General features: G+C 34.7%; 23 protein-coding genes. 11 read left to right on the top strand and 12 right to left on the bottom strand.

Features of this window, described 5'->3' with window-relative positions:
* The first annotated feature begins 122 nt into the window (after positions 1 to 122).
* From HM990_RS02985 to HM990_RS02995, 3 genes are all read left to right on the top strand, one after another.
* Entirely contained in the window at positions 123 to 989 is an 867-nt protein-coding gene (locus HM990_RS02985; RefSeq protein ID WP_178987518.1) for a DUF4846 domain-containing protein, read from the top strand.
* A 198-nt stretch (positions 990 to 1,187) separates the two neighbouring features.
* Positions 1,188 to 1,565, top strand: coding sequence for a Na(+)-translocating NADH-quinone reductase subunit F (locus tag HM990_RS02990; protein WP_178987519.1), 378 nt, complete (start codon positions 1,188 to 1,190; stop codon positions 1,563 to 1,565).
* Between the two features lie 119 nt (positions 1,566 to 1,684).
* Positions 1,685 to 2,662: an FAD:protein FMN transferase gene (locus HM990_RS02995; RefSeq protein ID WP_178987520.1), complete on the top strand. Its 978-nt coding sequence runs from the start codon at positions 1,685 to 1,687 to the stop codon at positions 2,660 to 2,662.
* A gap of 100 nt (positions 2,663 to 2,762) precedes the next feature.
* On the opposite strand, the gene HM990_RS03000 is transcribed toward HM990_RS02995, so the two are convergent.
* From HM990_RS03000 to map, 3 genes are all read right to left on the bottom strand, one after another.
* Positions 2,763 to 3,530 (bottom strand): class I SAM-dependent methyltransferase, encoded by a 768-nt coding sequence (locus tag HM990_RS03000; RefSeq protein ID WP_178987521.1) that lies wholly within the window; start codon positions 3,528 to 3,530, stop codon positions 2,763 to 2,765.
* Between the two features lie 25 nt (positions 3,531 to 3,555).
* Entirely contained in the window at positions 3,556 to 3,840 is a 285-nt protein-coding gene (locus HM990_RS03005) for a GxxExxY protein (protein WP_317166921.1), read from the bottom strand.
* Positions 3,841 to 4,072: 232 nt separating this feature from the next.
* Positions 4,073 to 4,891, bottom strand: a complete 819-nt coding sequence (gene map, locus HM990_RS03010; protein ID WP_178987522.1) for a type I methionyl aminopeptidase — start codon at positions 4,889 to 4,891, stop codon at positions 4,073 to 4,075.
* Between the two features lie 121 nt (positions 4,892 to 5,012).
* On the opposite strand from map, the gene HM990_RS03015 reads away from it, so the two are divergent.
* Positions 5,013 to 6,278 (top strand): acetyl-CoA hydrolase/transferase family protein, encoded by a 1,266-nt coding sequence (locus HM990_RS03015; protein ID WP_178987523.1) that lies wholly within the window; start codon positions 5,013 to 5,015, stop codon positions 6,276 to 6,278.
* Positions 6,279 to 6,291: 13 nt separating this feature from the next.
* Here HM990_RS03015 and HM990_RS03020 read toward each other — a convergent pair whose 3' ends face one another.
* Both HM990_RS03020 and gpmI read right to left on the bottom strand, forming a co-directional pair.
* The gene (locus HM990_RS03020; RefSeq protein WP_178987524.1) at positions 6,292 to 6,690 is read right to left on the bottom strand and encodes a BT0820 family HAD-type phosphatase; all 399 of its coding nucleotides are present in this window, start codon (positions 6,688 to 6,690) and stop codon (positions 6,292 to 6,294) included.
* Positions 6,691 to 6,778: 88 nt separating this feature from the next.
* Complete coding sequence (gene gpmI, locus HM990_RS03025; RefSeq protein WP_178987525.1) at positions 6,779 to 8,296, bottom strand: 2,3-bisphosphoglycerate-independent phosphoglycerate mutase; 1,518 nt, start codon at positions 8,294 to 8,296, stop codon at positions 6,779 to 6,781.
* Between the two features lie 265 nt (positions 8,297 to 8,561).
* Between gpmI and HM990_RS03030 the strand changes: the two genes are divergently transcribed.
* Positions 8,562 to 8,957 carry an ankyrin repeat domain-containing protein gene (locus HM990_RS03030; RefSeq protein ID WP_178987526.1) on the top strand — a complete coding sequence of 132 codons (396 nt, stop codon included), beginning with the start codon at positions 8,562 to 8,564 and terminating at the stop codon, positions 8,955 to 8,957.
* Positions 8,958 to 9,113: 156 nt separating this feature from the next.
* A complete protein-coding gene (locus tag HM990_RS03035; RefSeq protein ID WP_229719354.1) occupies positions 9,114 to 9,569 on the top strand; it encodes a GNAT family N-acetyltransferase in 456 nt (151 codons plus the stop codon).
* Positions 9,570 to 9,624: 55 nt separating this feature from the next.
* Here the strand turns inward: HM990_RS03035 and pepE are convergent, their stop codons facing one another.
* Positions 9,625 to 10,332, bottom strand: a complete 708-nt coding sequence (pepE, locus tag HM990_RS03040) for a dipeptidase PepE (RefSeq protein WP_178987527.1) — start codon at positions 10,330 to 10,332, stop codon at positions 9,625 to 9,627.
* Positions 10,333 to 10,501: 169 nt separating this feature from the next.
* Between pepE and HM990_RS03045 the strand changes: the two genes are divergently transcribed.
* The 5 genes from HM990_RS03045 to HM990_RS03065 all read left to right on the top strand — a co-directional run bounded on the left by HM990_RS03045 (position 10,502) and on the right by HM990_RS03065 (position 15,430).
* Positions 10,502 to 11,338: a carboxypeptidase-like regulatory domain-containing protein gene (locus tag HM990_RS03045; RefSeq protein WP_178987528.1), complete on the top strand. Its 837-nt coding sequence runs from the start codon at positions 10,502 to 10,504 to the stop codon at positions 11,336 to 11,338.
* Entirely contained in the window at positions 11,325 to 12,122 is a 798-nt protein-coding gene (locus HM990_RS03050; RefSeq protein WP_178987529.1) for a carboxypeptidase-like regulatory domain-containing protein, read from the top strand. The genes HM990_RS03045 and HM990_RS03050 overlap by 14 nt, the downstream gene beginning before the upstream one ends.
* Positions 12,123 to 12,168: 46 nt before the next feature.
* A complete protein-coding gene (locus HM990_RS03055; protein WP_178987530.1) occupies positions 12,169 to 12,675 on the top strand; it encodes a DUF6702 family protein in 507 nt (168 codons plus the stop codon).
* A 66-nt stretch (positions 12,676 to 12,741) separates the two neighbouring features.
* Positions 12,742 to 15,036, top strand: a complete 2,295-nt coding sequence (locus HM990_RS03060; RefSeq protein ID WP_178987531.1) for a M1 family metallopeptidase — start codon at positions 12,742 to 12,744, stop codon at positions 15,034 to 15,036.
* 103 nt (positions 15,037 to 15,139) lie between these two features.
* Positions 15,140 to 15,430 carry a Sec-independent protein translocase subunit TatA/TatB gene (locus HM990_RS03065; RefSeq protein WP_178987532.1) on the top strand — a complete coding sequence of 97 codons (291 nt, stop codon included), beginning with the start codon at positions 15,140 to 15,142 and terminating at the stop codon, positions 15,428 to 15,430.
* 70 nt (positions 15,431 to 15,500) lie between these two features.
* Here HM990_RS03065 and HM990_RS03070 read toward each other — a convergent pair whose 3' ends face one another.
* The 6 genes from HM990_RS03070 to HM990_RS03095 form a co-directional block, all read right to left on the bottom strand.
* Positions 15,501 to 16,142 (bottom strand): O-methyltransferase, encoded by a 642-nt coding sequence (locus tag HM990_RS03070; protein ID WP_178987533.1) that lies wholly within the window; start codon positions 16,140 to 16,142, stop codon positions 15,501 to 15,503.
* Positions 16,143 to 16,175: 33 nt separating this feature from the next.
* Entirely contained in the window at positions 16,176 to 16,385 is a 210-nt protein-coding gene (locus HM990_RS03075) for a hypothetical protein (RefSeq protein WP_178987534.1), read from the bottom strand.
* A gap of 77 nt (positions 16,386 to 16,462) precedes the next feature.
* A complete protein-coding gene (locus tag HM990_RS03080) occupies positions 16,463 to 17,590 on the bottom strand; it encodes an amidohydrolase family protein (protein ID WP_178987535.1) in 1,128 nt (375 codons plus the stop codon).
* A gap of 162 nt (positions 17,591 to 17,752) precedes the next feature.
* A complete protein-coding gene (locus tag HM990_RS03085) occupies positions 17,753 to 18,286 on the bottom strand; it encodes a 3-hydroxyanthranilate 3,4-dioxygenase (RefSeq protein WP_178987536.1) in 534 nt (177 codons plus the stop codon).
* Positions 18,287 to 18,453: 167 nt separating this feature from the next.
* Positions 18,454 to 19,236: an SDR family oxidoreductase gene (locus HM990_RS03090; protein WP_178987537.1), complete on the bottom strand. Its 783-nt coding sequence runs from the start codon at positions 19,234 to 19,236 to the stop codon at positions 18,454 to 18,456.
* Positions 19,237 to 19,352: 116 nt separating this feature from the next.
* The gene (locus HM990_RS03095; RefSeq protein ID WP_178987538.1) at positions 19,353 to 20,795 is read right to left on the bottom strand and encodes an aldehyde dehydrogenase; all 1,443 of its coding nucleotides are present in this window, start codon (positions 20,793 to 20,795) and stop codon (positions 19,353 to 19,355) included.
* Positions 20,796 to 20,833 lie beyond the last annotated feature (38 nt).

The following is a 20,833-nucleotide window of genomic DNA, read 5'->3' on the forward strand; positions in this document are numbered from 1 at the left end:
GTCTGAAGCTACTTAATAAGATACATTTTTTTAATTCTTTACATGACGACAAAAAAGTTAGAATCACATTTTAAAAGAACATGAGCATACTATAAGTGATTACCTCTACGTTTTATTTTTATATGAAAAAATTCCTACTCCTAGTCTTGATTTTAGCATCGCTCTTAGGGTTGGCATACCAGTTTAAACCCATTAAAAAAACGGTTCATAAGGTCGCTGCTGCAATGGAAACACCAAGTCTTATCAATAAAGATAGCTTAACGATTTCTACGAGGGTTAATGTTCCAAAAGATTATAAACGTGTGGATTATGCTAAAGGAAGTTTTGAAGATTATCTCAGAAATTATAAGTTAAAAACTTTTGGAAGCAAAATTATCAATTATGATAATACCAACTATTTCTGGCAAGGCGGACATATTGGTATTTTGGAAATCCCAGTACCTACAAACGGACTACAACAATGTGCAGATGCCTTAATTAGAATTAGAAGTGAATACCTTTGGGACAACGATAGAAAAGACGACATTGGTTTCAATTTTACTTCAGGACATTATTGTTCTTGGTCAAAATATGCTGAAGGTTACCGGCCAAAAATCAAAGGCAATAAAGTAACGTTTCATAAAACGGCTATTGAAAATCATTCCGAAGAAAATTTTTATAAATATCTCAATTTAATCTACATGTATTCGGGAACATTATCCCTATATAATGAATTAGAATCAATTGAAGCTAAAGATTTAAAAATAGGCGATATGCTCATTAAGGGTGGTTCACCAGGACATATTGTTATGATTTGTGATGAGGTTGTTAATATGAATGGAGAAAAATTATTTCTACTATTTCAAGGTAATACTCCAGCGCAAAGCGTGCATTTGGTTAAAAATCTTGAAGACGATAGTATCTCGCCTTGGTATCAATTGGATGATGATGCTTTAGTTCCAGTTTCTAACTATACATTTAAAAGTTCCAAATTTGTAAGGTTTAAATAATTTTAATTTTTTCTGCTCACATTTTGAATTTGTTTCGATAGTATTATAGATAGATTTTTTTGCTATTAGTCAAAGGGGAAAGGGCTGTCATTATTATTTGAGCAGCCCTTTTATTATGCCCTTATATTCGGAAAATACGCTTCAAGGTTTTATCTTTGTATGAAATAAAAAAGATTCCCATTTTAATGGGAAGTTACTATGGACAAACCTCTGACACCTCAAGAAATTCACAATCTCGCTATGAACCATGTTGGTAAAGATTTAGAAGCACGTGGTTTCGAGTTTATTGCCATCAATAGTAAACTTAAGCGTCATCCTCAGTTTGTATGTATCGATAAGAATAGCCAATATTATTTTGTGGTGGTAAGAGCGGTAATTTTACCTGAAAATCCGAATAACTACGATGTGGTTTGGATGGAAACCTTCAAAAAGCACGCTTATGAAAAAGACGCTAAAGTATTGTATGCTGGAGTAGGATTAGGAAATCCAGATGGGGAGAATTTGCCAATTTTTTTGAATAAAGAATATCTTATTGAATATAATGGGATTCAGGTTATAGAAATGAATTTGAATTAAAAAAAAATTGAGATTGAGTACGTGAGGCGCTTTTTTACGACGTGTCAATCTTTTAATATCAAAAAAAATCAAGAGATTGCAACGTTCTTCGCCCTCACGAAGACGCCCTCGTTTTATTTATGAAGCATTATACCTTACTATTTCTAATAGTCATTATTTTTTCCTGCCAAAACGAACCGAAAAATATCAAATTATCTGGTCCGGTTTTCGGTACGGCTTATAATATTCAATATAATTCAGTAGACCATACGAACTATCAAAAACAATTCGATAGCCTTTTTAATGTGGTTAATGAATCGATGTCAACCTACATTCCTGATTCAAAAATTTCGAGATTAAATAGAGGTGAAGCTATTGTTGTAGATGACCATTTCAGTCGTGTTTTTGAAAATTCTAAAACGGTTTACAGAGCCACCGAAGGTGCGTTTGATCCAACTATTGGAGCTGTGGTAAACGCATGGGATTTTGGGCCAGAAGGAAAAATAATTAATATAGACAGCACAGCGATTGATAGTCTCATGACATCAGTAGGGTTTAATAGAATGGGATTAAAAGATCGTAAAATTGTTAAGAGCGGTGAGTCCTATTTAGACTTTAATGCCATCGCAAAAGGTTATGCTGTTGATGTCATCGGCGAATTTTTAGAAAATAAAAATAGCCAAGACTATTTAGTAGAAATCGGAGGCGAAATAAGAGCTAGAGGAATTAATCTCGAAAAAAAATCGGAATGGAAAGTTGGAATCGATGACCCAAATTTTGAAGGCGAACAATCCTATTCTAAAGTGATTAGTTTAAAGGACGAAAGTATGGCAACCTCTGGAACCTACAGAAAATTTAAAATTGATGACAACGGAAATCGTTATGCACATATTATCAATACCAAAACAGGTTATCCTTCGAAAACCAATATTTTGAGTGTTTCTGTTATTGCAAAAGATTGTATGACAGCAGATGCTTATGCAACGGCTTTTCAGGCCATGGGAATTGATAGGGTTTCAAGTTTTTTAGAAAGACATCCAGAATTAAAAGTTTACATTATCTATGAATCTGAAATTAAAGAACTTAAAACTTTAGCTTTAAATAATTTTCCGGAATAGCGAATTTTTGAGTGACCTCTATTAAAGTTGTGGGTCCTATAAATGCTATTAATCACTATTCAAATAAAGTTGGACCCTATTTATTTGGTTCAGCTTTTTTTTATTTATAAACAACAGGTATAATTTCGCCCTTTGCTAAACGATATTTATCGATTTCAGAATCCGAAAGTTGAGCTGTATAATCAACTTCTTCCACCTTAAAACCAATGGACCGAAGCTTATCGAAATAATCACGACCATAAACACGAACGTGATCATACTGTCCAAAAATTTTAGCACGTTCGGTTTTATCCGTAATTGAATCATCTTCAAAAGTTTCAGCACGATTTAAATCTTGAGGAATTTGAAAAATGCCATAACCACCAGGTTTCATTACTCTGTATAATTCTTTCATGGCTTTGGTGTCATCAGGTATATGTTCCAACACATGGTTACAAAGAATAACATCATAACTATGATCTTCAAAAGGCAAATCGCAAATATCTGCTTTTATATCAGCAATAGGTGATAGTAAATCGGTTGTAGTGTAATCAATATTTTTAAGTTTTTTAAAACGTTTTAAAAAACATTGTTCTGGTGCGAAATGAAGGACACTTTTTTCAGACGTAAAAAAATCGGTTTCATCTTTTAAATATAACCAAAGTAACCTATGTCTCTCCAATGAGAGTGTTGATGGTGACAAAATGTTTGGTCTTTGTTTCCCATAACCATAAGGTAAAAACTTCCTGAAACTTTTATCGTCAATAGGATCTGTATAGTTATTTCCTTTTAAGAATAGTTCTAGTATAGGGCGCGCCACATAGCTTAGCCGAATTAGTAGAGGCCTAGGTATAATATTCAGAATGAGTTTGAAAAATTTTTTTGACACGAATTTCACGAATTAGCACGAATTATTAAAGAACGATTCTTTTATATTTTAAACTATCTTCTCCAAAGTTAATTAATAGTCCTAGCTTTAATTTTGAAACTGCCAGGTAATTCAATGTTTGTTTTATATGTGCAGAAACTAAACAATCAATTGCCTTTATTTCTAAAATGATTTTCTCATCAATTATAAAGTCTGCTTTGTATTTATGCCGTAAAATATTGCCTTTATAGCTAATAGCAAACTTTTTCTCTCGCGAATAGTCAATACCGTTATCGATGAATTCAATTTCCAATGCATCGGCATATACCACTTCATTCTATCCTTTACCTAATTGGTTATGGACTTCCATACATATTCCAATTATTTTATAGGCTTCGTATTTATAGATTAGATTAGTCAATGCAATTATTTTAGTTCATCTAGGATTAGTGAAAATTAGTGAAATTCGTGTCAAAAATAAAAATCCAATTATATTCGAGTTTAAATTTTCATAAAGATCAGTTCATTTCCAAATAAACTCCCGAAATCTGGGTCAAAATAATTTACAATCCCAATAATTCCTTCCGAAAAGCATCCTCCTCATCTGATACAATCCCCAAAGCCTCATGCACATAAGCAAACGTTGAAAGAATCTCTGGCTTCCCATCTACAATAGCAACATCGTGCTCAAAATGTACACTAGGTTTTCCGTCTTGGGTCACAATGGTCCAACCATCTTTAAGTTGTTTCACTTTATGAGTCCCTAAATTTATCATGGGCTCAATGGCCACAACCATGCCTTCAATAAACTTTTTACCACGACCACGTTTTCCGTAGTTTGGCATTTCTGGATCTTCGTGCATTTTTCTTCCTAAACCATGACCAACCAACTCCCTTACAACACCATAGCCTTCAGCTTCACAATAATGTTGTATAGCGAAACCAACGTCTCCAACTCGATTACCAAGTTTCAGTTGTTCTATTCCTACATAAAGTGATTCTTTTGTAACCTGTATTAGTTTTTTAGTTTCTTCTGCAACGTTACCAATTTCAAAAGTGTAGGCATGATCACCATAAAATCCATTCATTAATGCACCACAATCCACCGAAACAATATCTCCATCCTTTAATGGCACATCAGTAGGTAAACCATGTACCACAGCTTCATTTACACTACATAACAATGTTGAAGGACAATCGTAAAGCCCTTTAAAACCTGGTAAAGCACCATGATCTCTTATAAATTCTTCTGCTATAGTATCTAAATGGTTCGTTGTTACACCTTCTTTTGTTTCTTTGGCCAACATGCCCAAAGTTTTTGATACGATGAGCGCACTTTTGCGCATTAATTCAATTTCTTCTGCCGTTTTAACTATGATCATTTTTCAAAATATTGAGCGGCAAAGATAAGTAATTAAATAATCTTAATTTTATTCAAAATATGATGAATAACAGTTTTTAAATAAGTTTCCTGTTATAATTTTGTAGTCTAAATGATTAACTATGTATAAAACAGTAACGGCAGAAGAAGCCTTAAAAGTCGTAAAATCTAATGATCGTGTTTATATTCAGGCTGCAGCAGCTGCGCCACAAACCCTTGTAAAAGCCTTGTCTGCGAGACATGAAGAATTACGAAACATCGAAGTATGTCATTTACACACCGAAGGTGAAGCACCTTATGCCAACCCAGAATTGAAAGATAGTTTTCATGTGAATTCCTTCTTTATTGGAAAAAATGTAAGACATACATTAAAGGCAGGAAATGGCTCTTACACACCGGTTTTTTTAAGCGAATTACCTCGATTATTTAAACAACGAATTTTGGAACTCGATGTCGTTTTAATTCATGTTTCTGTTCCAGACCGTCATGGTTATTGTTCGCTCGGCGTTTCAATTGAAGCAACTTTAGCAGCCATTGATAACGCAAAAACGGTAATAGCACAGGTTAATTCCCAAATGCCAAGAACACATGGTGCAGGAATAATTCATATTTCTGAAATTGATTATTTTGTAGAAGTTGATGAGGAAATTCCCGTTCATGAAATGGCGAAACCTAATGACATTGAAGGTAAGATAGGCGATTATGTGGCTGATTTAATAGAGGATAGAAGCACGTTGCAGATGGGCATTGGTTCAATTCCAAATGCTGTGCTGTCGCGTCTAAATAATCATAAAGATTTAGGGTTACATACCGAGATGTTTTCGGATGGTGTTATAGATTTAATTTTAAACGATGTTATAAACGGTAATTACAAAAAGATTAATCGTGGACGTGCACTTTCCACCTTTGTAATGGGCTCTAAACGCTTATACGATTACGTTGATGATAATCCATTTGTAGAAATGCGCGCTTCAAATTATACAAATAATGCTGCTTATATCAAGCAGAATCCAAAGATGGTGGCCATTAATTCGGCCATTGAAGTAGATGTCACAGGACAAGTTTGTGCAGATTCCATTGGTTCCAATATTTACTCTGGTGTAGGTGGGCAAATGGACTTCATAAGAGGCGCATCTTTAAGTGAAGGAGGAAAGGCTATTATTGCGCTTCCGTCTATCACCAAAAACGGCATAAGTAGAATAGTGCCATTTCTTAAAACTGGAGCAGGTGTAGTTACAACCAGAGCTCATGTGCATTATGTGGTAACAGAATATGGCATTGCTAATTTATATGGAAAAACCATTAAAGACCGTGTAAATGCTTTGGTAAATATTGCACACCCAGATCATAGGGAAAGTATTGATAAGGCTTATTTTGAAATGCTTTAGACGGTATTTGATTTTAAAAAGGCCACCATTTTTTTTGGGGAGCAGGAATATTAGGTTCTTCTTTCGTAATCAACTGATATACTTCTCCCCAACCTAAAATACCTCCTATGTTTCTGTCGTCTATAAAAAGATCAGCATGGATTTTTCGACTTCTGGTATCATCAAATATTTCCTCTGGAAAACTAGCGTTTACAGCATAAAACTCAATTCCATTGTCTTTACAAAAATCGACAGCTTCTTGGAGTTTAGCACCACTTCTGTAGGTCCAGAGAATAAGCCGATGACCATCGGCTTGGAGTCTTTTTAAAGTTTCAAAAGCAAAAATACGTGTTTTTCCAATTTTCGGATAGGCATCTTCTACAATGGTGCCATCGAAATCTACGGCTACTATTAATCTATTTTGAAAATTCATGCTATTTTTCTTCAATTGAGGCGCAAAGTTACAATAATATGAGGTTCACACCAATTTGAATTTGTAACATTATAGATTAAATTTATTGCTAAACAAGGCTTTCTTGTGTCATTGCCTTGGGTTGTGGTATGCCCATTAATTTCAGAATGGTTGGAGCAATATCACCTAAAATGCCATCTTTTATCGCTTTCAAATCCTTGTCTATTAAGATAACCGGAACCGGATTTGTGGTATGGGCCGTATTTGGCGAACCATCAGGATTTATCATTGTTTCACAATTGCCGTGATCTGCTATTAAAATGGTGGTGTAATCATTCTCTAAAGCCGTTGTAATAACTTTTTTTACGCAGGTATCAACAGCTTCACAAGCCTTTATAGCAGCTTCCATCACTCCTGTATGACCTACCATATCGCCATTGGCAAAGTTAAGGCAAACAAAATCGACCTCTCCTTTTTTGAGTTCAGGAACCAAAGCGTCTGTTAATTCAAAAGCGCTCATTTCTGGTTTTAAATCATAAGTTGCTACTTTCGGAGAATTTCTTAAAATTCTGGTTTCACCATTAAACGGTTTTTCTTGTCCGCCAGAAAAGAAGAATGTGACGTGAGGATATTTCTCAGTTTCTGCAATTCTAATTTGTTTTTTGTGGTGTTTTTCCAATACTTCCCCTAAAGTTTCAGACAAATTATCTTTATTGAAAACAACCTTCATACCTTCAAAACTATCATCATAGTTGGTTATGGTAACGTAATAAAGATTCAATTTATGCATATTTTGCTCATGAAAATCACGTTGGGATAAAGCTTCAGTTAATTGACGACCACGATCGGTTCTAAAATTGAAAAATATGACGACATCGTCGTCTTTAATTGTGGCTACAGGATTGTTCTCTTCATCAACAGTGATAATAGGTTTTATAAATTCGTCCGTAATATCATTTTCATAATGATTTTGAATGGAGTGCAAAACATTTCGGGATTTTTCGCCTTCTCCTTTAACCAAAGCATCATAAGCTAATTTTACACGTTCCCAGCGTTTGTCTCTATCCATAGCATAATAACGTCCAGTTATAGTGGCTAATTTTCCTGAGGTTTTTTTGAGATGATCTTTTAAATCAGAAATAAAACCATAACCAGATTTAGGATCTACATCTCTACCGTCTGTAAAGGCATGTACAAAGACGTTTTCTAATCCATAATCATGAGTGGCATTTAATAATCCGAAAAGATGTTTAATGTGAGAATGGACACCACCATCGCTGACCAAACCTAATAAATGTACGTTTTTATTGTTGGCTTTTGCATATTCGAAAGCGGTTTTCAAAACCGGCTCCTCACGAAGCGTTTTATTTTCTACAGCCAGATTAATCTTCACTAAATCTTGATATACAATTCTACCAGCTCCTAAATTCATATGGCCAACTTCGCTGTTTCCCATTTGCCCTTCGGGTAAACCTACATGCAAACCGTCGGTTCTTAAGCTTGCGCTTGGATATTTGGTGTAAAGTGAATCAATAAATGGTGTCTGCGCATTATCTATTGCTGATACTTTTGGGTCAGGTGATTTTCCCCAACCATCTAAAATCATAAGAATAACCTTCTTGTCCATGTGAGAATATTTTATGAATTCAAAGATAACACTTACTAACTTATTACGATTTTGTAAACTGAAAAAAATCAAAGTTTTTATTTTCTATATCTGAAAAATCATACCCGAATTTATGCATAATTCGTATAAAACCAGATTTAAGTATTAAAATCTACTGAATGTTAAAGAAATGTTATAAAGATGTTTTACTGTAACATATTGAAAACCATGTCGTCTTTTATTATATAATCAAAAAACAAATCAATTAAAATTAAAATCTTTCATCATGAAAAAATCAGCAGTAGTTTTAGCCTTAGCATTGGGCTTTTCAATTTGTAACGTAAATGCATCAAACAACATCTTAGCATCTGAAGTAACTATCGTTATTGCGAAACCCGAGGAGGTTAGTCCCTTATGTAAAGCCGTCGCCATTGGAGATACGGAAGAAGTCAAACGGTTATTGAACAATGGCGTGGACGTCAATGCCAAATCTAACGGTATGATGCCAATTCATTATGCAGCTAAGTTTAATCGTGTGGACGTAATTAGAGTTCTAATCAAGGCAGGTTCCAAACTACATAAGCCATGTGACGAAGGTTACACAGCTTTAAGACATGCAGAGAAAACCAATGCTACAGATGCGGCGGAATTTTTATTGCGTTTTAGAAGAGTCAAAGACTAGAAGTAATCAATTATTTGAATTAGTAGTCAGAAAAAGCGTCTTTTAAGATGCTTTTTTGCATTTATAGTTTTTTGATTTGGGACCTTTTAATTATTATAGAATTATCTGGTTTAAGATGAAAGTAATTCAGTTCAATTATTTAGAAGAACTTTAAAAATGATTATTTTTAGCTCTGCAATTATGAATATGAACTATCGATTCAAATTAATATCAAATGAAGATCTAAACCAAGTTATTCCGCTGGTTTTCGCCTTGAATGATGGCAAAGTGAGTAAGGAATTACTCATGTCTCGTTTCAACGAAATGAAACACCAAAACTATGAATGTGCTGGTGTCTTCATTGGTAACGAATTAATCGCAGTAACCGGTTTATGGTTTTGTACACGTCATTACAGTGGAAATTCTGTGGAATTAGACCATGTGTATATTATGCCAAAATATAGAAATAAAGGTTTAGGAAAGCTATTCATGAAGTGGATTCAAAATTATGTTCAAAAAAAAGGCTGTAATACTATAGAGTTAAATACGTATGTGCAAAATAATCCGTCTCACAAGTTCTATTACAATGAAGGTTATAATATTTTAGGTTACCATTTTCTGAAAAAATTGTAATTTGAACAGTTTTGGAAATTCGTGTCTTCTTTTCTTTACACAACTCCGTGTAAATCTATTTCAAAAATCCCAAGTCGCAATTTGTACCTAACTCATAAGGCACTTTATTATACTCAAAAATTCTTGCGTCAAGTTTCCCTTTTAGGGTTAATTTATTTCCTTTCACCTCAATCCAGCTTCCCTCACGTAAGCCAATCACAGGCTGTGAATTATAGGCATGAAACTCTTTGATCCGCGTTTCCCTGGTTTCTCCCATATGTTTACTGCCAACAATGGGATCTAAATAATGTGGATTAATATTAAATGGTACCAGCCCTAAAGTCTTAAAACTTGGAGGGTAAACTATTGGCATATCGTTAGTGGTATTCATGGTTAAACCACAAATATTGCTGCCAGCACTGGTACCTAAATACGGTGTGCCTTTTTCAATCGCATTTTTAATTGGTAATAAAACTTGATTTTTATACAGTTGAGTCACCAAAACAAAGGTGTTGCCACCTCCGACAAAAATACCTTGTGCATTTTGAATGGCATCTTCCGCATTTTCATATTCGTGAATACCTCTAACCGATTTTCCTATGAAATTAAAAGCTTTAGACGCTGTTTTTGTATAATCCTCATGCGAAATACCTCCTGGTCTGGCATATGGAATAAATAAAATTTCATCTGCAGATTTAAAATGAACTTTTAGCTCATCCATCAAATATTCTAAATAACCACTTCCATGAATAGTAGAAGTGCTGGCGATTATAATTGATTTCAAAATTTGATTGTTTTGTGTTAAAAAATAGATTCTCTGGTTGAATGAAAATTTAAAAACTTAAATTAATAAGAAATTTCGGAATAAAACCATTTAACAAAAATTTGGCGACCTTTTTTACGATATCACAAATATAAATCCGAAATTTATAAAACTAACCAAACTTAACACGATGAAAAAATTTCTCCTATTAATATTTAGTGTTTTTGCTTTGACAGCTTTTAGTCAAGATGTAAAAAGAATTCCCATCAATGGTAAAATTATTGTTACTACAGAAGATAAAGAAGGTGTAACGGTTTTTAATTCATCGTCCAACAAAGGTGCCATTACAGACAAGGATGGTTATTTTAAAATTGATGTCGCTCTAAATGACGTTATTCAGTTTGGTGCATTACAATTTAAGGATTTTACGGTTGTAATTTCAGAAAAAGTTATGTCGTCTAGGCGTTTAACAGTTATTTTGGTTGAGGAAATCAATAAATTGGATGAAGTAGTCATTCTGCCCTTTGACCTTACAGGTAACTTAAATGTAGATTTTGAAAATGTTAGAACTTACAATGTAAGTCTAGATGATGTATATTTTGGTTTAGATCATATTGAAGATTTTGAGTTTTCTGCTGATTACAAAACTCGAGCAGATAACTTAGCCTTTAAGGAATATAATCCAAGTATGGAGAATATGCTAGATTTGGTCAATGTTACAGGCTTTTTGCTTAAACAAGTCGTGAATATTAATGGTAATAACCTCGGGAAAATTAAATTTAAAACTGAAAAGGAAAAACAATTACAGGGGAAAACACCTTTCAAGCAAGCTTTGGACACTTATAGTATCAACTACATTCATAATAATTTTGATATTCCTTTAGATCAAGTTGAAGCATTTGCCGATTATGTTGAAAAACAAGATGTTGACGATAGCTTATTTGAAGAAGATAAGGAGTTGCAATTATTGGAACGGATTTCTCAGCTGAGTAAGTCGTTCTTAAAAAAGACAAGTGAAAAAGATTAAAACGCTTTTTTTAATTTTTACATTTCTATCCTTAAGTCTTACAAGGGCACAAACAAAGGACCTTAAAGGTCAGCTCGTTGCCAATGATGAGGTCGAGGGACTTCATATTCAGAATAAAACATCAGCAAAATATACTATTTCTAATGAAGATGGTAGTTTTGTCATACCTGCAAAAACCCAAGATACATTAGTAATTTCTGGCGTAAAATATCAAAAACAAGAATTTGTGATTACGTCATCTATAATGGAATTAGGGCAGTTTAATGTACAGCTTATAGAAAATATCAACGAGTTGAATGAAGTTGTTGTCGGTAAAATTTTAACGGGAAGCCTTGAGTCTGATATAGAAAACTCAGATGCCAAAACAGAAATTGACTTTTACGATTTGGGTATTCCCGGCTATACTGGTAAACCGTTGACTCAGAACGAACGGAAACTACATGATGCAGATGCAGGTCCTATGGGTTATATTGGTTTGGGTGGTGGCGTTAATCTCCACAAATTGTTAAATACCATTAGCGGACGCACAAAAAAGTTGAAAGCCATTGTTGCATTAGATGATAGAGATCGTTGTGTAGAACGTTTTAGACGTGATTATGAAAGCTTTCTTTTTGAAAAGGATACTTTGTCTGAAAATTTACGCAACGAATACTTTTTGTTTTGTCAAGAAGATGAAGAATTCTTGACTATCTGCAACGAAAACAACGACATTGAGTTGCTTGAATTTATGCAGACAAAGTTAAAAGTTTACCAAGAAAACAGAAAATCAGTGTCTAAAGATTAGTTTTGGAACGTGTATTGCAACACAGAAAGAAATTACAATCATAAGCATGAAATCAATTAGCCTAATAATAGCTTTTTTAAGCCTTCCTTTTCTGACGTCTTCTACTTACAATCACGAATATTATGTCGGTGTTACTCAGATTGAATATTCAAAAGAAGCACAGTCTCTTCAAATTATAAGTCAGGTTTTTACAGACGATTTTGAAACCTTATTACGCAAACGCTATAATGAGAATATCACCTTAGATCCAGATAGTGATGATGAAGTCATAGATAACTATATGGAGCGCTATATGACAGATAAACTGAAATTTAAGGTTAATGGTAATAATGTTAATTTCAAATTTCTGGGAAAGGAATACAAGGAGGATATTACCTATTGCTATCTTGAAATTGAGCATATTTCAGAAATAAAATCCATAGAAGTGACCAATCAATTATTATTCGATGCATTTTCAGAACAGCAGAATATTGTTCGCCTAAAACTCTTGAACAAAAACAAGAGCTTTTTGTTGGTTCCAGAGAACGATTCATGCATGTTAAACTTTAAATAAATAGCTTTCTAAACCATCATAAATCCCTATTTTTGGCACCTCTTTTAAAAAAATTAAAAATTTAATATGAAAATTATCAAATACTTTTTGTACGTTTTACTTTTTACAACTTTTAGCGCTTATGCTCAAAATGAACAAAAGTCAGAGCGTCAACAAGGACATACTAATGAAAACAAATTCAAACAGTTATATGATGAATTTGCCACGCCAAATGTGTATAGGACGGGTTCAGGCGCGCCTGGTCCAGGATATTATCAGCAACAGGCAGATTACAAAATGGATATTGAAATCGATGATGTAAATGCAAAACTTTACGGAGACGAAACCATAACTTACACTAATAATTCTCCAGACGATTTAAACTACCTTTGGGTACAATTAGATCAGAATATGCGATCAAGGGATTCTAAAACGCCGTTAATTGGCAGTTCTAGTATTGCTCCTTTGACGACATCTTCTGGTGCTGTAAAATCGTATTTAAAAGAATCGTTTGATGGAGGTTTTCATATAGAGCACGTGAAGGATTTGAACGGTAAGGATTTGCCTTATATGATAAATCGCACTATGATGCGCGTAGAATTGCCACAGGTTTTAAAATCTGAGGAAAAGTTTTCTTTCCAAATAAAATGGTGGTACAATATTAATGACCATGTTAGGGATGGCGGCCGTTCTGGATACGAATATTTCGAAGAAAACGATAACCGAATCTACGTCATGGCTCAGTTTTATCCACGTATGGCAGTTTACAATGATGTTGAAGGTTGGCAAAATTCCCAGTTTTGGGGACGCGATGAATTTGCCTTGCCATTCGGAGATTTTGATGTGAATATTACTGTACCTGCAGATCATATTTTAGATGGAACAGGACATTTAGTAAATAGGGAAGAGGTATTTACTAATGATATGATGAAGCGTTTTAAGCAAGCAAAAAAATCTTATGACGAACCAGTTATGATCGTGACCCAAGCCGAAGCTGAAGTGACAGAAAAAACAAAAAGTAAGGACAAGAAAATATGGAAACTTTCGGCGAAAATGGTTCGTGATTTTGGTTTTGCGACCTCTCGTAAATTCTTATGGGATATGATGGCTGTAAAAATTGGAGATAAAGATGTTATGGCTGTATCCTTATATTCTAAAGAAGGAAACCCGCTTTGGGAGCAATGGTCAACAAAAGCCGTCGCGAGTACCTTAAAATCCTATTCTAGATTGACTTTTGATTATCCTTATCACAAAGCGATTTCTGTACACGCACCAATGGGAATGGAATATCCAATGATATGTTACAACTTTGGTCGTCCTGATAAGGAAGGCAATTATTCTGATAGAACTAAATATGGAATGATCAGTGTTATTATACATGAAGTCGGACATAACTTTTTCCCAATGATCGTCAATAGTGACGAACGTCAATGGACTTGGATGGACGAAGGTTTAAACACGTTTTCCCAATACGTTGCTGAGCAAGATTTTGCAGAATGGTATCCTGCGGCTTTATCACCAAATGATAAAATGTACCCATCAAGACGAGGTCCTGCACATAAAATAGTGCCATATATGGGAGGTGATCAAGATTATATTGCGCCAATTATGACCAAAGGTTTAAATACCTATCAGTTTGGTAACAATGCGTATGGCAAACCAGCCACAGCATTAAATATATTAAGGGAAACCATAATGGGTCGTGAATTATTTGATTATTCTTTTAGGGAATATGCGCAACGCTGGATGTTTAAGCACCCGACACCTGAAGATTTTTTCCGAACTATGGAAGATGCATCTGCAGTTGATTTAGATTGGTATTGGAGAGGTTGGTTCTATACCACAGATTATGTAGATATTGGTATCAAAGAGGTTAAGAAATTTGCAGTTTCGGGTACACCAAATGAAAATGGAAAACTATTGGCAGAACGTAACAATAGGGAACCAAACAGCTTAGTGTATTTTATTGAAGAGGGAACAGAAGGTTATGATGAAGCGATGAAAAAAGCAGAGTCTATAGACAATCTACCGACTGTAAAAGAATATATTATGGATAACTTTACGCCAGAAGAGCAAAAGGAATTAAAGACACCGAAATATTTCTATCAAGTTACTTTTAATAAACCAGGCGGATTAGTAATGCCAATTATTGTAGAATTTACTTATGCGGACGGCACCAAAGGAAGAGAAACTTATCCTGCTCAAGTTTGGAGATTTAACGATAACGAAATTAGCAAAGCAATAGCGAGCGATAAGGAAATTGTGTCTATTGTTGTGGATCCTGATTTGGAAACTGCCGATATAGATACGTCTAATAATTCGTGGCCAAAAGAGGTTAAGGAAAGTCAATTTGATAGGTTTAAGAGTAACATAAAAGATTAAACTTGGAAGTTCAATAATAATATAGCCGATTTTTTTTAAGTCGGCTTTTTTTATTTTAAATTAGAATTGGTATTATTTAATAAACTCACTTTATATTTGCATCGTGATACATCAACTAACATTATTATTCATAGGAGCCACAGAAATAATCTTTGTATTATTTATTGTTGTATTAGTTTTTGGTGCCGATAAATTGCCCGAAATTGCTCGTGGTTTAGGTAAAGGGATGCGTCAAATAAAAGATGCGACCAATGATATTAAGAATGAGGTAACGAAAAGTGCCAAGGAAAATAATATCCTTGATAAGGATACTACCAAAAACATTCAAGATGAAATCAATAAAGTAAAGGACGATCTTGAAGACTTTACAGGCTCGTTGAAAAGGAACAAATGATTTCTGATTTTTAAGAAAGTAGAATTTCTTTCATTTTATCCCTTATAATCTCAACTATTTGATTTGGTTTTTATTTTTTCCTGCTAATAGTCAGGCCATCTCTTATGGGTAAAAGAACGGTTTCAATGCGTTCATCATTTTTAAGAAGCGTATTGTAATCTAAAACGGCTTTAGTGGATTTATCTTTTTCATCCAAGGGTCCCACAACTTTTCCGTGCCATAGCACGTTGTCTGATAATATGATACCACCTTCATTCAATTTCTCAATTATTAAATGGAAGTAATTAGAATAGTTAGGTTTGTCAGCATCTATAAAGACAAGATCGAATGTTAAGTTTAATTTAGGAATAATATCCAATGCACTTCCTGTGTGTTGAATAATTTGCTTTCCAAAACTAGATTGATCAAAATACTTTCTTTGAAAATTCACTAATTCTTCATTGATATCAATAGTGTGCAACGCTCCATTTTTTTCCAGTCCTTCAGCTAAGCACAATGTAGAATAGCCGGTAAAGGTTCCTAATTCTAAAATTGATTTCGGACGAACCAATTTGGATATCATGCTTAACACACGACCTTGATATGGTCCACTGAGCATAATAGGTTGTAATACTTTCTGGTAGGTTTCTCTAGTCAACTGTTGCAACAATTCTGGTTCTTGTTCAGAATGTGCAATAACATAGTTGTCTAAATCTTCAGGCAAGAAATGCATATTGTCAATTATTTATAAAAAATGAATTTTATGTTATTCTGCAGTATTTTCTTTCGGCAATTCTAGTTCTGTTTCTTTCGTTTCAGCAGATTTACCCATGAAGAATAGAATAGCGCCTAAAACAATAAGACCTATTTTTATTGCCCAAGCTGCGGATACTCCTAATTCATCAATCTTACCCAAAAACATAATAGTTAGTCCAAAGTATGGTAATACGATTAGCGCAATACCAATAACAGCCAAGTAACCTCAAATTTTTTTCATAATTATAGTAGTTGATTTGACTTTAAATATAGAAATAATATTTGGTTAGAAAGGTTTTAAGATGTGATTCGAGAAATTAATTTTTCTTTGGCAGCTTCATCATCTCCACATAACCATTGAATAACATTATCTTCCCAAATGGCATTACGTTCGGATTCTGTTATTATGTTTCGCTCAGCAGCGAGGTCTAGAATTTTACCAGGATAAGACGATTGCTTTTCGCTTTCCATTTCACCAAGTGGATAGGGATCATCCAATCCCATTATGACTTGTTTGGAACCTTGGTTTCTAATCAGTAATTCCAATCCGCCAGTATCGTGTACTAAGGTGTCAAAGAATATGTTTTTATGTCCAACTGCTTTTCTTGGATGGCTTTTTCCTTCAAACAGATCTGCGCGTCCGTCAAATCCTTGAATACGTCGTCCTAAATTAATTTGTGCTAATTGACCACCATGAGCAAAACAAACACGCATGTTTTTATACTTTTCGTAATAACCATTTAAAGTTAAAAAATGGTAAGCATCTGCGCATTGTGCCAACATCCATATTAAGTGAAAACGCCAAGAGGTATTTTCTAGTTTTATAAATTTTTCACCATCATAAGGATGAATTTCTACAGCGAGATTATACTTGTCTGCCAATTCAAAAATAGGTTCGTTTTCTTCATCAAAAATACAACGCCATGTCCCAATAGTATCCATATAATGCGTGGGTAAACATAACAGTTGCATACCTAAGACTTCTACACAGCGCTCAATTTCCCAACAGGCGCCTCTGACAAAACCAGGATGAACCACAAAGCCACAAGTAAATTTGCTCGGATTTTCATGTTGGATACGTGCATTAAAATCATTTTGAAAACGCAAAGCTTGTTTCATTTCTTCCAGGCGCAATCCATTTCCATAGAGTTGAGATAAATTTAAAACAACCGCATGGTCAATTTTAAAATGCTCCATCCAAGCTAATTTTTCATCCAAGAAAAAACTAGAATCTGTAATGGGTCTGTTCCAATCCTTCTGAAGCATGAATTTGCGATCTTTATCAACCCAGAAAATTCCTTTATCTTTCATAAATTCAGGAATTTCTTCAGGATAGGGAAGAAGATGCGAATGGCCGTTTATTCTTAGTTTACGAGCCCCTTCTGACTTTCCCAAGTGGGAAGAACTCTTAGCGTTGTCTTTCATAGTTTAATCTATAATATTTCCCTTTTGGGAATTATAAGGATTTTTAATTCATAGTTGTTATGCTAATCGAGGTCAAAGCATCTCGTTTGACATGTCTGCGAAAGCCTATTTTTTTTTAATTAGAGCTTCGTTTTTCCCTTTTGGGGAAATTAGAAGTAGCTTTTACTCTACTTTTACCTTCTTCGGCGGTTCCATTACCGCTCCACAATTAGGGCATTTGCGTTTATCCTTGTCGCCATAGTATTTATCAAAAATTACAGGCATATCGGTTTCAATATTTTCTACGGTAAAATCTTCTTCATAGAGTTTGGTAGTACAATTCTCACAGAACCAAACCAAGGCATCTTTTACACCTTTTTCTCTAGGATATTCAATAACCAACCCTACGGTATATGCGCCTCGTTGCGGAGAATGTGGAACTTTAGGAGGTAATAAGAAAATGTCACCTTCATTAATATGAATGTCTTTAGGTTCGCCATTTTCAATGACTTTTAAAATCATATTTCCTTCGATCTGATAGAAAAATTCAGGCGTTTCATTGTAGTGGTAATCTTTTCTACTGTTAGGTCCACCAACGACCATAACAATAAAATCACCATCTTTCCAAACCACTTTATTGCCAACGGGTGGCTTTAGTAAATGACGGTTGTCTTCAATCCATTCTTTAAAATTTATGGGAGGATATAATTTGCTCATGATAAAAAGCCCCTTTTATTTCCCCAAAAGGGGAAAACTCAGTGCGGGAATTTGAGTTTAATTAGAAAATTAATTTGTTATAAATATAATACATTTTTTACGTAATTGTTCCTTCCCTTCCTGTTCTGAGCGCAGCCGAAGTATGAGAAGGCTAGGGTGGGCTTTTTTTACAAACTCTTCGTCCTTCCTCCATCAACTGGAAGATTAATTCCGTTGATATAGCTTGCACGTTCACTAGCCAAAAATGTAATGGCATCTGCGAGTTCCTCAGGTTTTGCAAAACGTTTAGCAGGTACGGCATTTTTCATGGCATTGGCAGATGCTTCTTCCGTATGACCAGACTTAGCGGATTTATTTTTAATAATTTGCGTTAAGCGTTCTGTTCCTGTAGCTCCTGGTAAAACGTTGTTTACCGTTATCCCGAATTGCCCTAATTCATTTGCTAAAGTCTTACTCCAATTGGCGACAGCCCCTCTAATGGTATTGCTAACTCCAAGTCCATCTAAAGGCTGTTTTACAGAGGTTGAAATAACATTTACAATTCTGCCATAACCTTCTTCTTTCATAAATGGTACGACGGTTTGGGCCAAAACATGATTGCATTTTAGATGTTGTGTGAAAGCCGATTCAAACTCTTCAACTTTAGCGGAAAATATGGGACCACCTGCAGGGCCACCAGTATTATTAACTAAAATATGAAAGCCATGATGTTTTGATATATAATCTGAAACTTTAGTTTTTAAGTCATCAGGATTTGAAAAATCAGCCACAATATAATCGTGTTGTCTTTGTTGAGGCAATTCAGCTAATGTTGCTATAAGTTTGTCCTCATTTCTAGCAACTAAGGTTACTATTGTACCTTCTTGAGCCAATGCTATGGCTGTTGCTTTTCCTATTCCTGCTGTGCTTCCGCAGACTAGTGCGTATTTGTTGTTTAGATGTAAATCCATAATATTTCCTGCGAAGGCAGGAATCTTTTTTAAGTCTCACTGAAGAAATTTCAGTAAAACGTATGATTAATAATTTCTTTTCAATTTATGAGATTCCTGCATTCGCAGGAATTGGATTAATACTTTATACAAACATTCTTAGCTTCTGTGAAAAACCGCAAAGCTTCAAATCCACCTTCTCTGCCAACTCCAGATGCTTTTACGCCACCAAAAGGCGTTCTTAAATCGCGCATCATCCAAGTATTTACCCAAACTATGCCAGCTTGTAGTTCGTTACTCATTTTCATGGTACGTTTTAAATCATTCGTCCAAAGCGTTGCGGATAAACCGTATTTTACTTTGTTTGCCATTTCTAAAACGTCATCTTCTGATTTGAAAGGCATAATAGTCACTACTGGTCCAAAAATTTCTTCTTGGTTCACTCGGCATTCATTATTAGGAACTTCGATTACAGTAGGTTCTAAGTAATAACCGTTTTCGTATCCTTTTATCTTGACCTCATTTCCACCGCATAAAACAATGCCGTTTTCGTCTTTGGCGATTTGAATGTATTCTTTTACTTTTTCCAAATGTGGTTGGGACACTAATGCTCCTATATTCGTATCTTCATTTGAAGGATGTCCAACTTTTAACGCTTTTACTTTTTCAACAAAATCTTTTTTGAATTGATTATAAATAGAAGCTTCAACAAAAATACGGCTTCCACATAAGCAAATCTGACCTTGATTAGCAAATGACGAACGTACCGTAGTGGCTAACATATCCTGATAATCGCAATCAGCAAAAATGATATTCGGGTTTTTCCCACCCAATTCCAAGGATAGTTTTTTGAACATTGGTGCGGCGACTTTTGCAATATGCGCACCTGTTGCTGTCCCGCCTGTAAACGAAATTGCTTTAATATCTGGATGTTCAATAATGGCGTGCCCTGTGGTTGTTCCTAATCCATGAACGATATTCAATACGCCTTTAGGTAAACCAGCTTCGTTACAAATTTCGCCTAATAAATAAGCCGTCATTGGTGTGACTTCGCTAGGTTTTGCAACTACGCAATTTCCAGCAACAAGCGCAGGCGCAATTTTCCAAGTAAATAAATAGAGTGGAAGGTTCCAAGGGCTTATACAACCAACGACGCCAATCGGTTGACGTAAGGTATAATTGATAGCTTGTTGTCCTACACTTTCATGACTTTCACTAGCGAATTGGGTAATAGCATTTCCGAAAAAACGAAAATTACTTGCAGCTCTAGGAATATCAACTGCTTTTGCTAAATTGATAGGTTTGCCGTTGTCTTTGCTTTCGGCTTCTGCTAAACGGTCTAAGTTGGCTTCTAGTAATTCTGAAATTTTAATTAAGATGCGACTGCGTTCTTCGATTGTGGTTTTGCGCCAAGAGGGAAAGGCTGATTTGGCAGCACTGTATGCTTTTTCAACATCTTCTTTTGTTGAATTAGGAATTTGTCCGTACACTTCTCCATTGGAAGGGTTGTAATTGTCTATCCAATTATTTTTAATTGGATTATGGAAGTTTCCGTTTATGTAGTTTTGAATAATTGCCACGAATTCACGAATATTTAGTTATTTTAGGCCTCAAAGGT

The sequence above is a fragment of the Winogradskyella schleiferi genome (assembly GCF_013394655.1).
Taxonomy (GTDB): Bacteria; Bacteroidota; Bacteroidia; order Flavobacteriales; family Flavobacteriaceae; genus Winogradskyella; species Winogradskyella schleiferi.

Bases quoted from the DNA above. Each gene is read 5' to 3' on its own strand.
- HM990_RS03090 (WP_178987537.1), bottom strand. From the start codon at position 19,236: ATGGATTTACATCTAAACAACAAATACGCACTAGTCTGCGGAAGCACA.
- gpmI (WP_178987525.1), bottom strand. From the start codon at position 8,296: ATGGACAAGAAGGTTATTCTTATGATTTTAGATGGTTGGGGAAAATCA.
- HM990_RS03070 (WP_178987533.1), bottom strand. From the start codon at position 16,142: ATGCATTTCTTGCCTGAAGATTTAGACAACTATGTTATTGCACATTCT.
- HM990_RS02995 (WP_178987520.1), top strand. From the start codon at position 1,685: ATGAAGCATTATACCTTACTATTTCTAATAGTCATTATTTTTTCCTGC.
- HM990_RS03030 (WP_178987526.1), top strand. From the start codon at position 8,562: ATGAAAAAATCAGCAGTAGTTTTAGCCTTAGCATTGGGCTTTTCAATT.
- HM990_RS03080 (WP_178987535.1), bottom strand. From the start codon at position 17,590: ATGAAAGACAACGCTAAGAGTTCTTCCCACTTGGGAAAGTCAGAAGGG.
- HM990_RS03055 (WP_178987530.1), top strand. From the start codon at position 12,169: ATGAAATCAATTAGCCTAATAATAGCTTTTTTAAGCCTTCCTTTTCTG.
- HM990_RS03085 (WP_178987536.1), bottom strand. From the start codon at position 18,286: ATGAGCAAATTATATCCTCCCATAAATTTTAAAGAATGGATTGAAGAC.
- map (WP_178987522.1), bottom strand. From the start codon at position 4,891: ATGATCATAGTTAAAACGGCAGAAGAAATTGAATTAATGCGCAAAAGT.
- HM990_RS03060 (WP_178987531.1), top strand. From the start codon at position 12,742: ATGAAAATTATCAAATACTTTTTGTACGTTTTACTTTTTACAACTTTT.
- HM990_RS03020 (WP_178987524.1), bottom strand. From the start codon at position 6,690: ATGAATTTTCAAAATAGATTAATAGTAGCCGTAGATTTCGATGGCACC.
- HM990_RS02985 (WP_178987518.1), top strand. From the start codon at position 123: ATGAAAAAATTCCTACTCCTAGTCTTGATTTTAGCATCGCTCTTAGGG.
- HM990_RS03035 (WP_229719354.1), top strand. From the start codon at position 9,114: ATGATTATTTTTAGCTCTGCAATTATGAATATGAACTATCGATTCAAA.
- HM990_RS03015 (WP_178987523.1), top strand. From the start codon at position 5,013: ATGTATAAAACAGTAACGGCAGAAGAAGCCTTAAAAGTCGTAAAATCT.
- HM990_RS02990 (WP_178987519.1), top strand. From the start codon at position 1,188: ATGGACAAACCTCTGACACCTCAAGAAATTCACAATCTCGCTATGAAC.
- HM990_RS03045 (WP_178987528.1), top strand. From the start codon at position 10,502: ATGAAAAAATTTCTCCTATTAATATTTAGTGTTTTTGCTTTGACAGCT.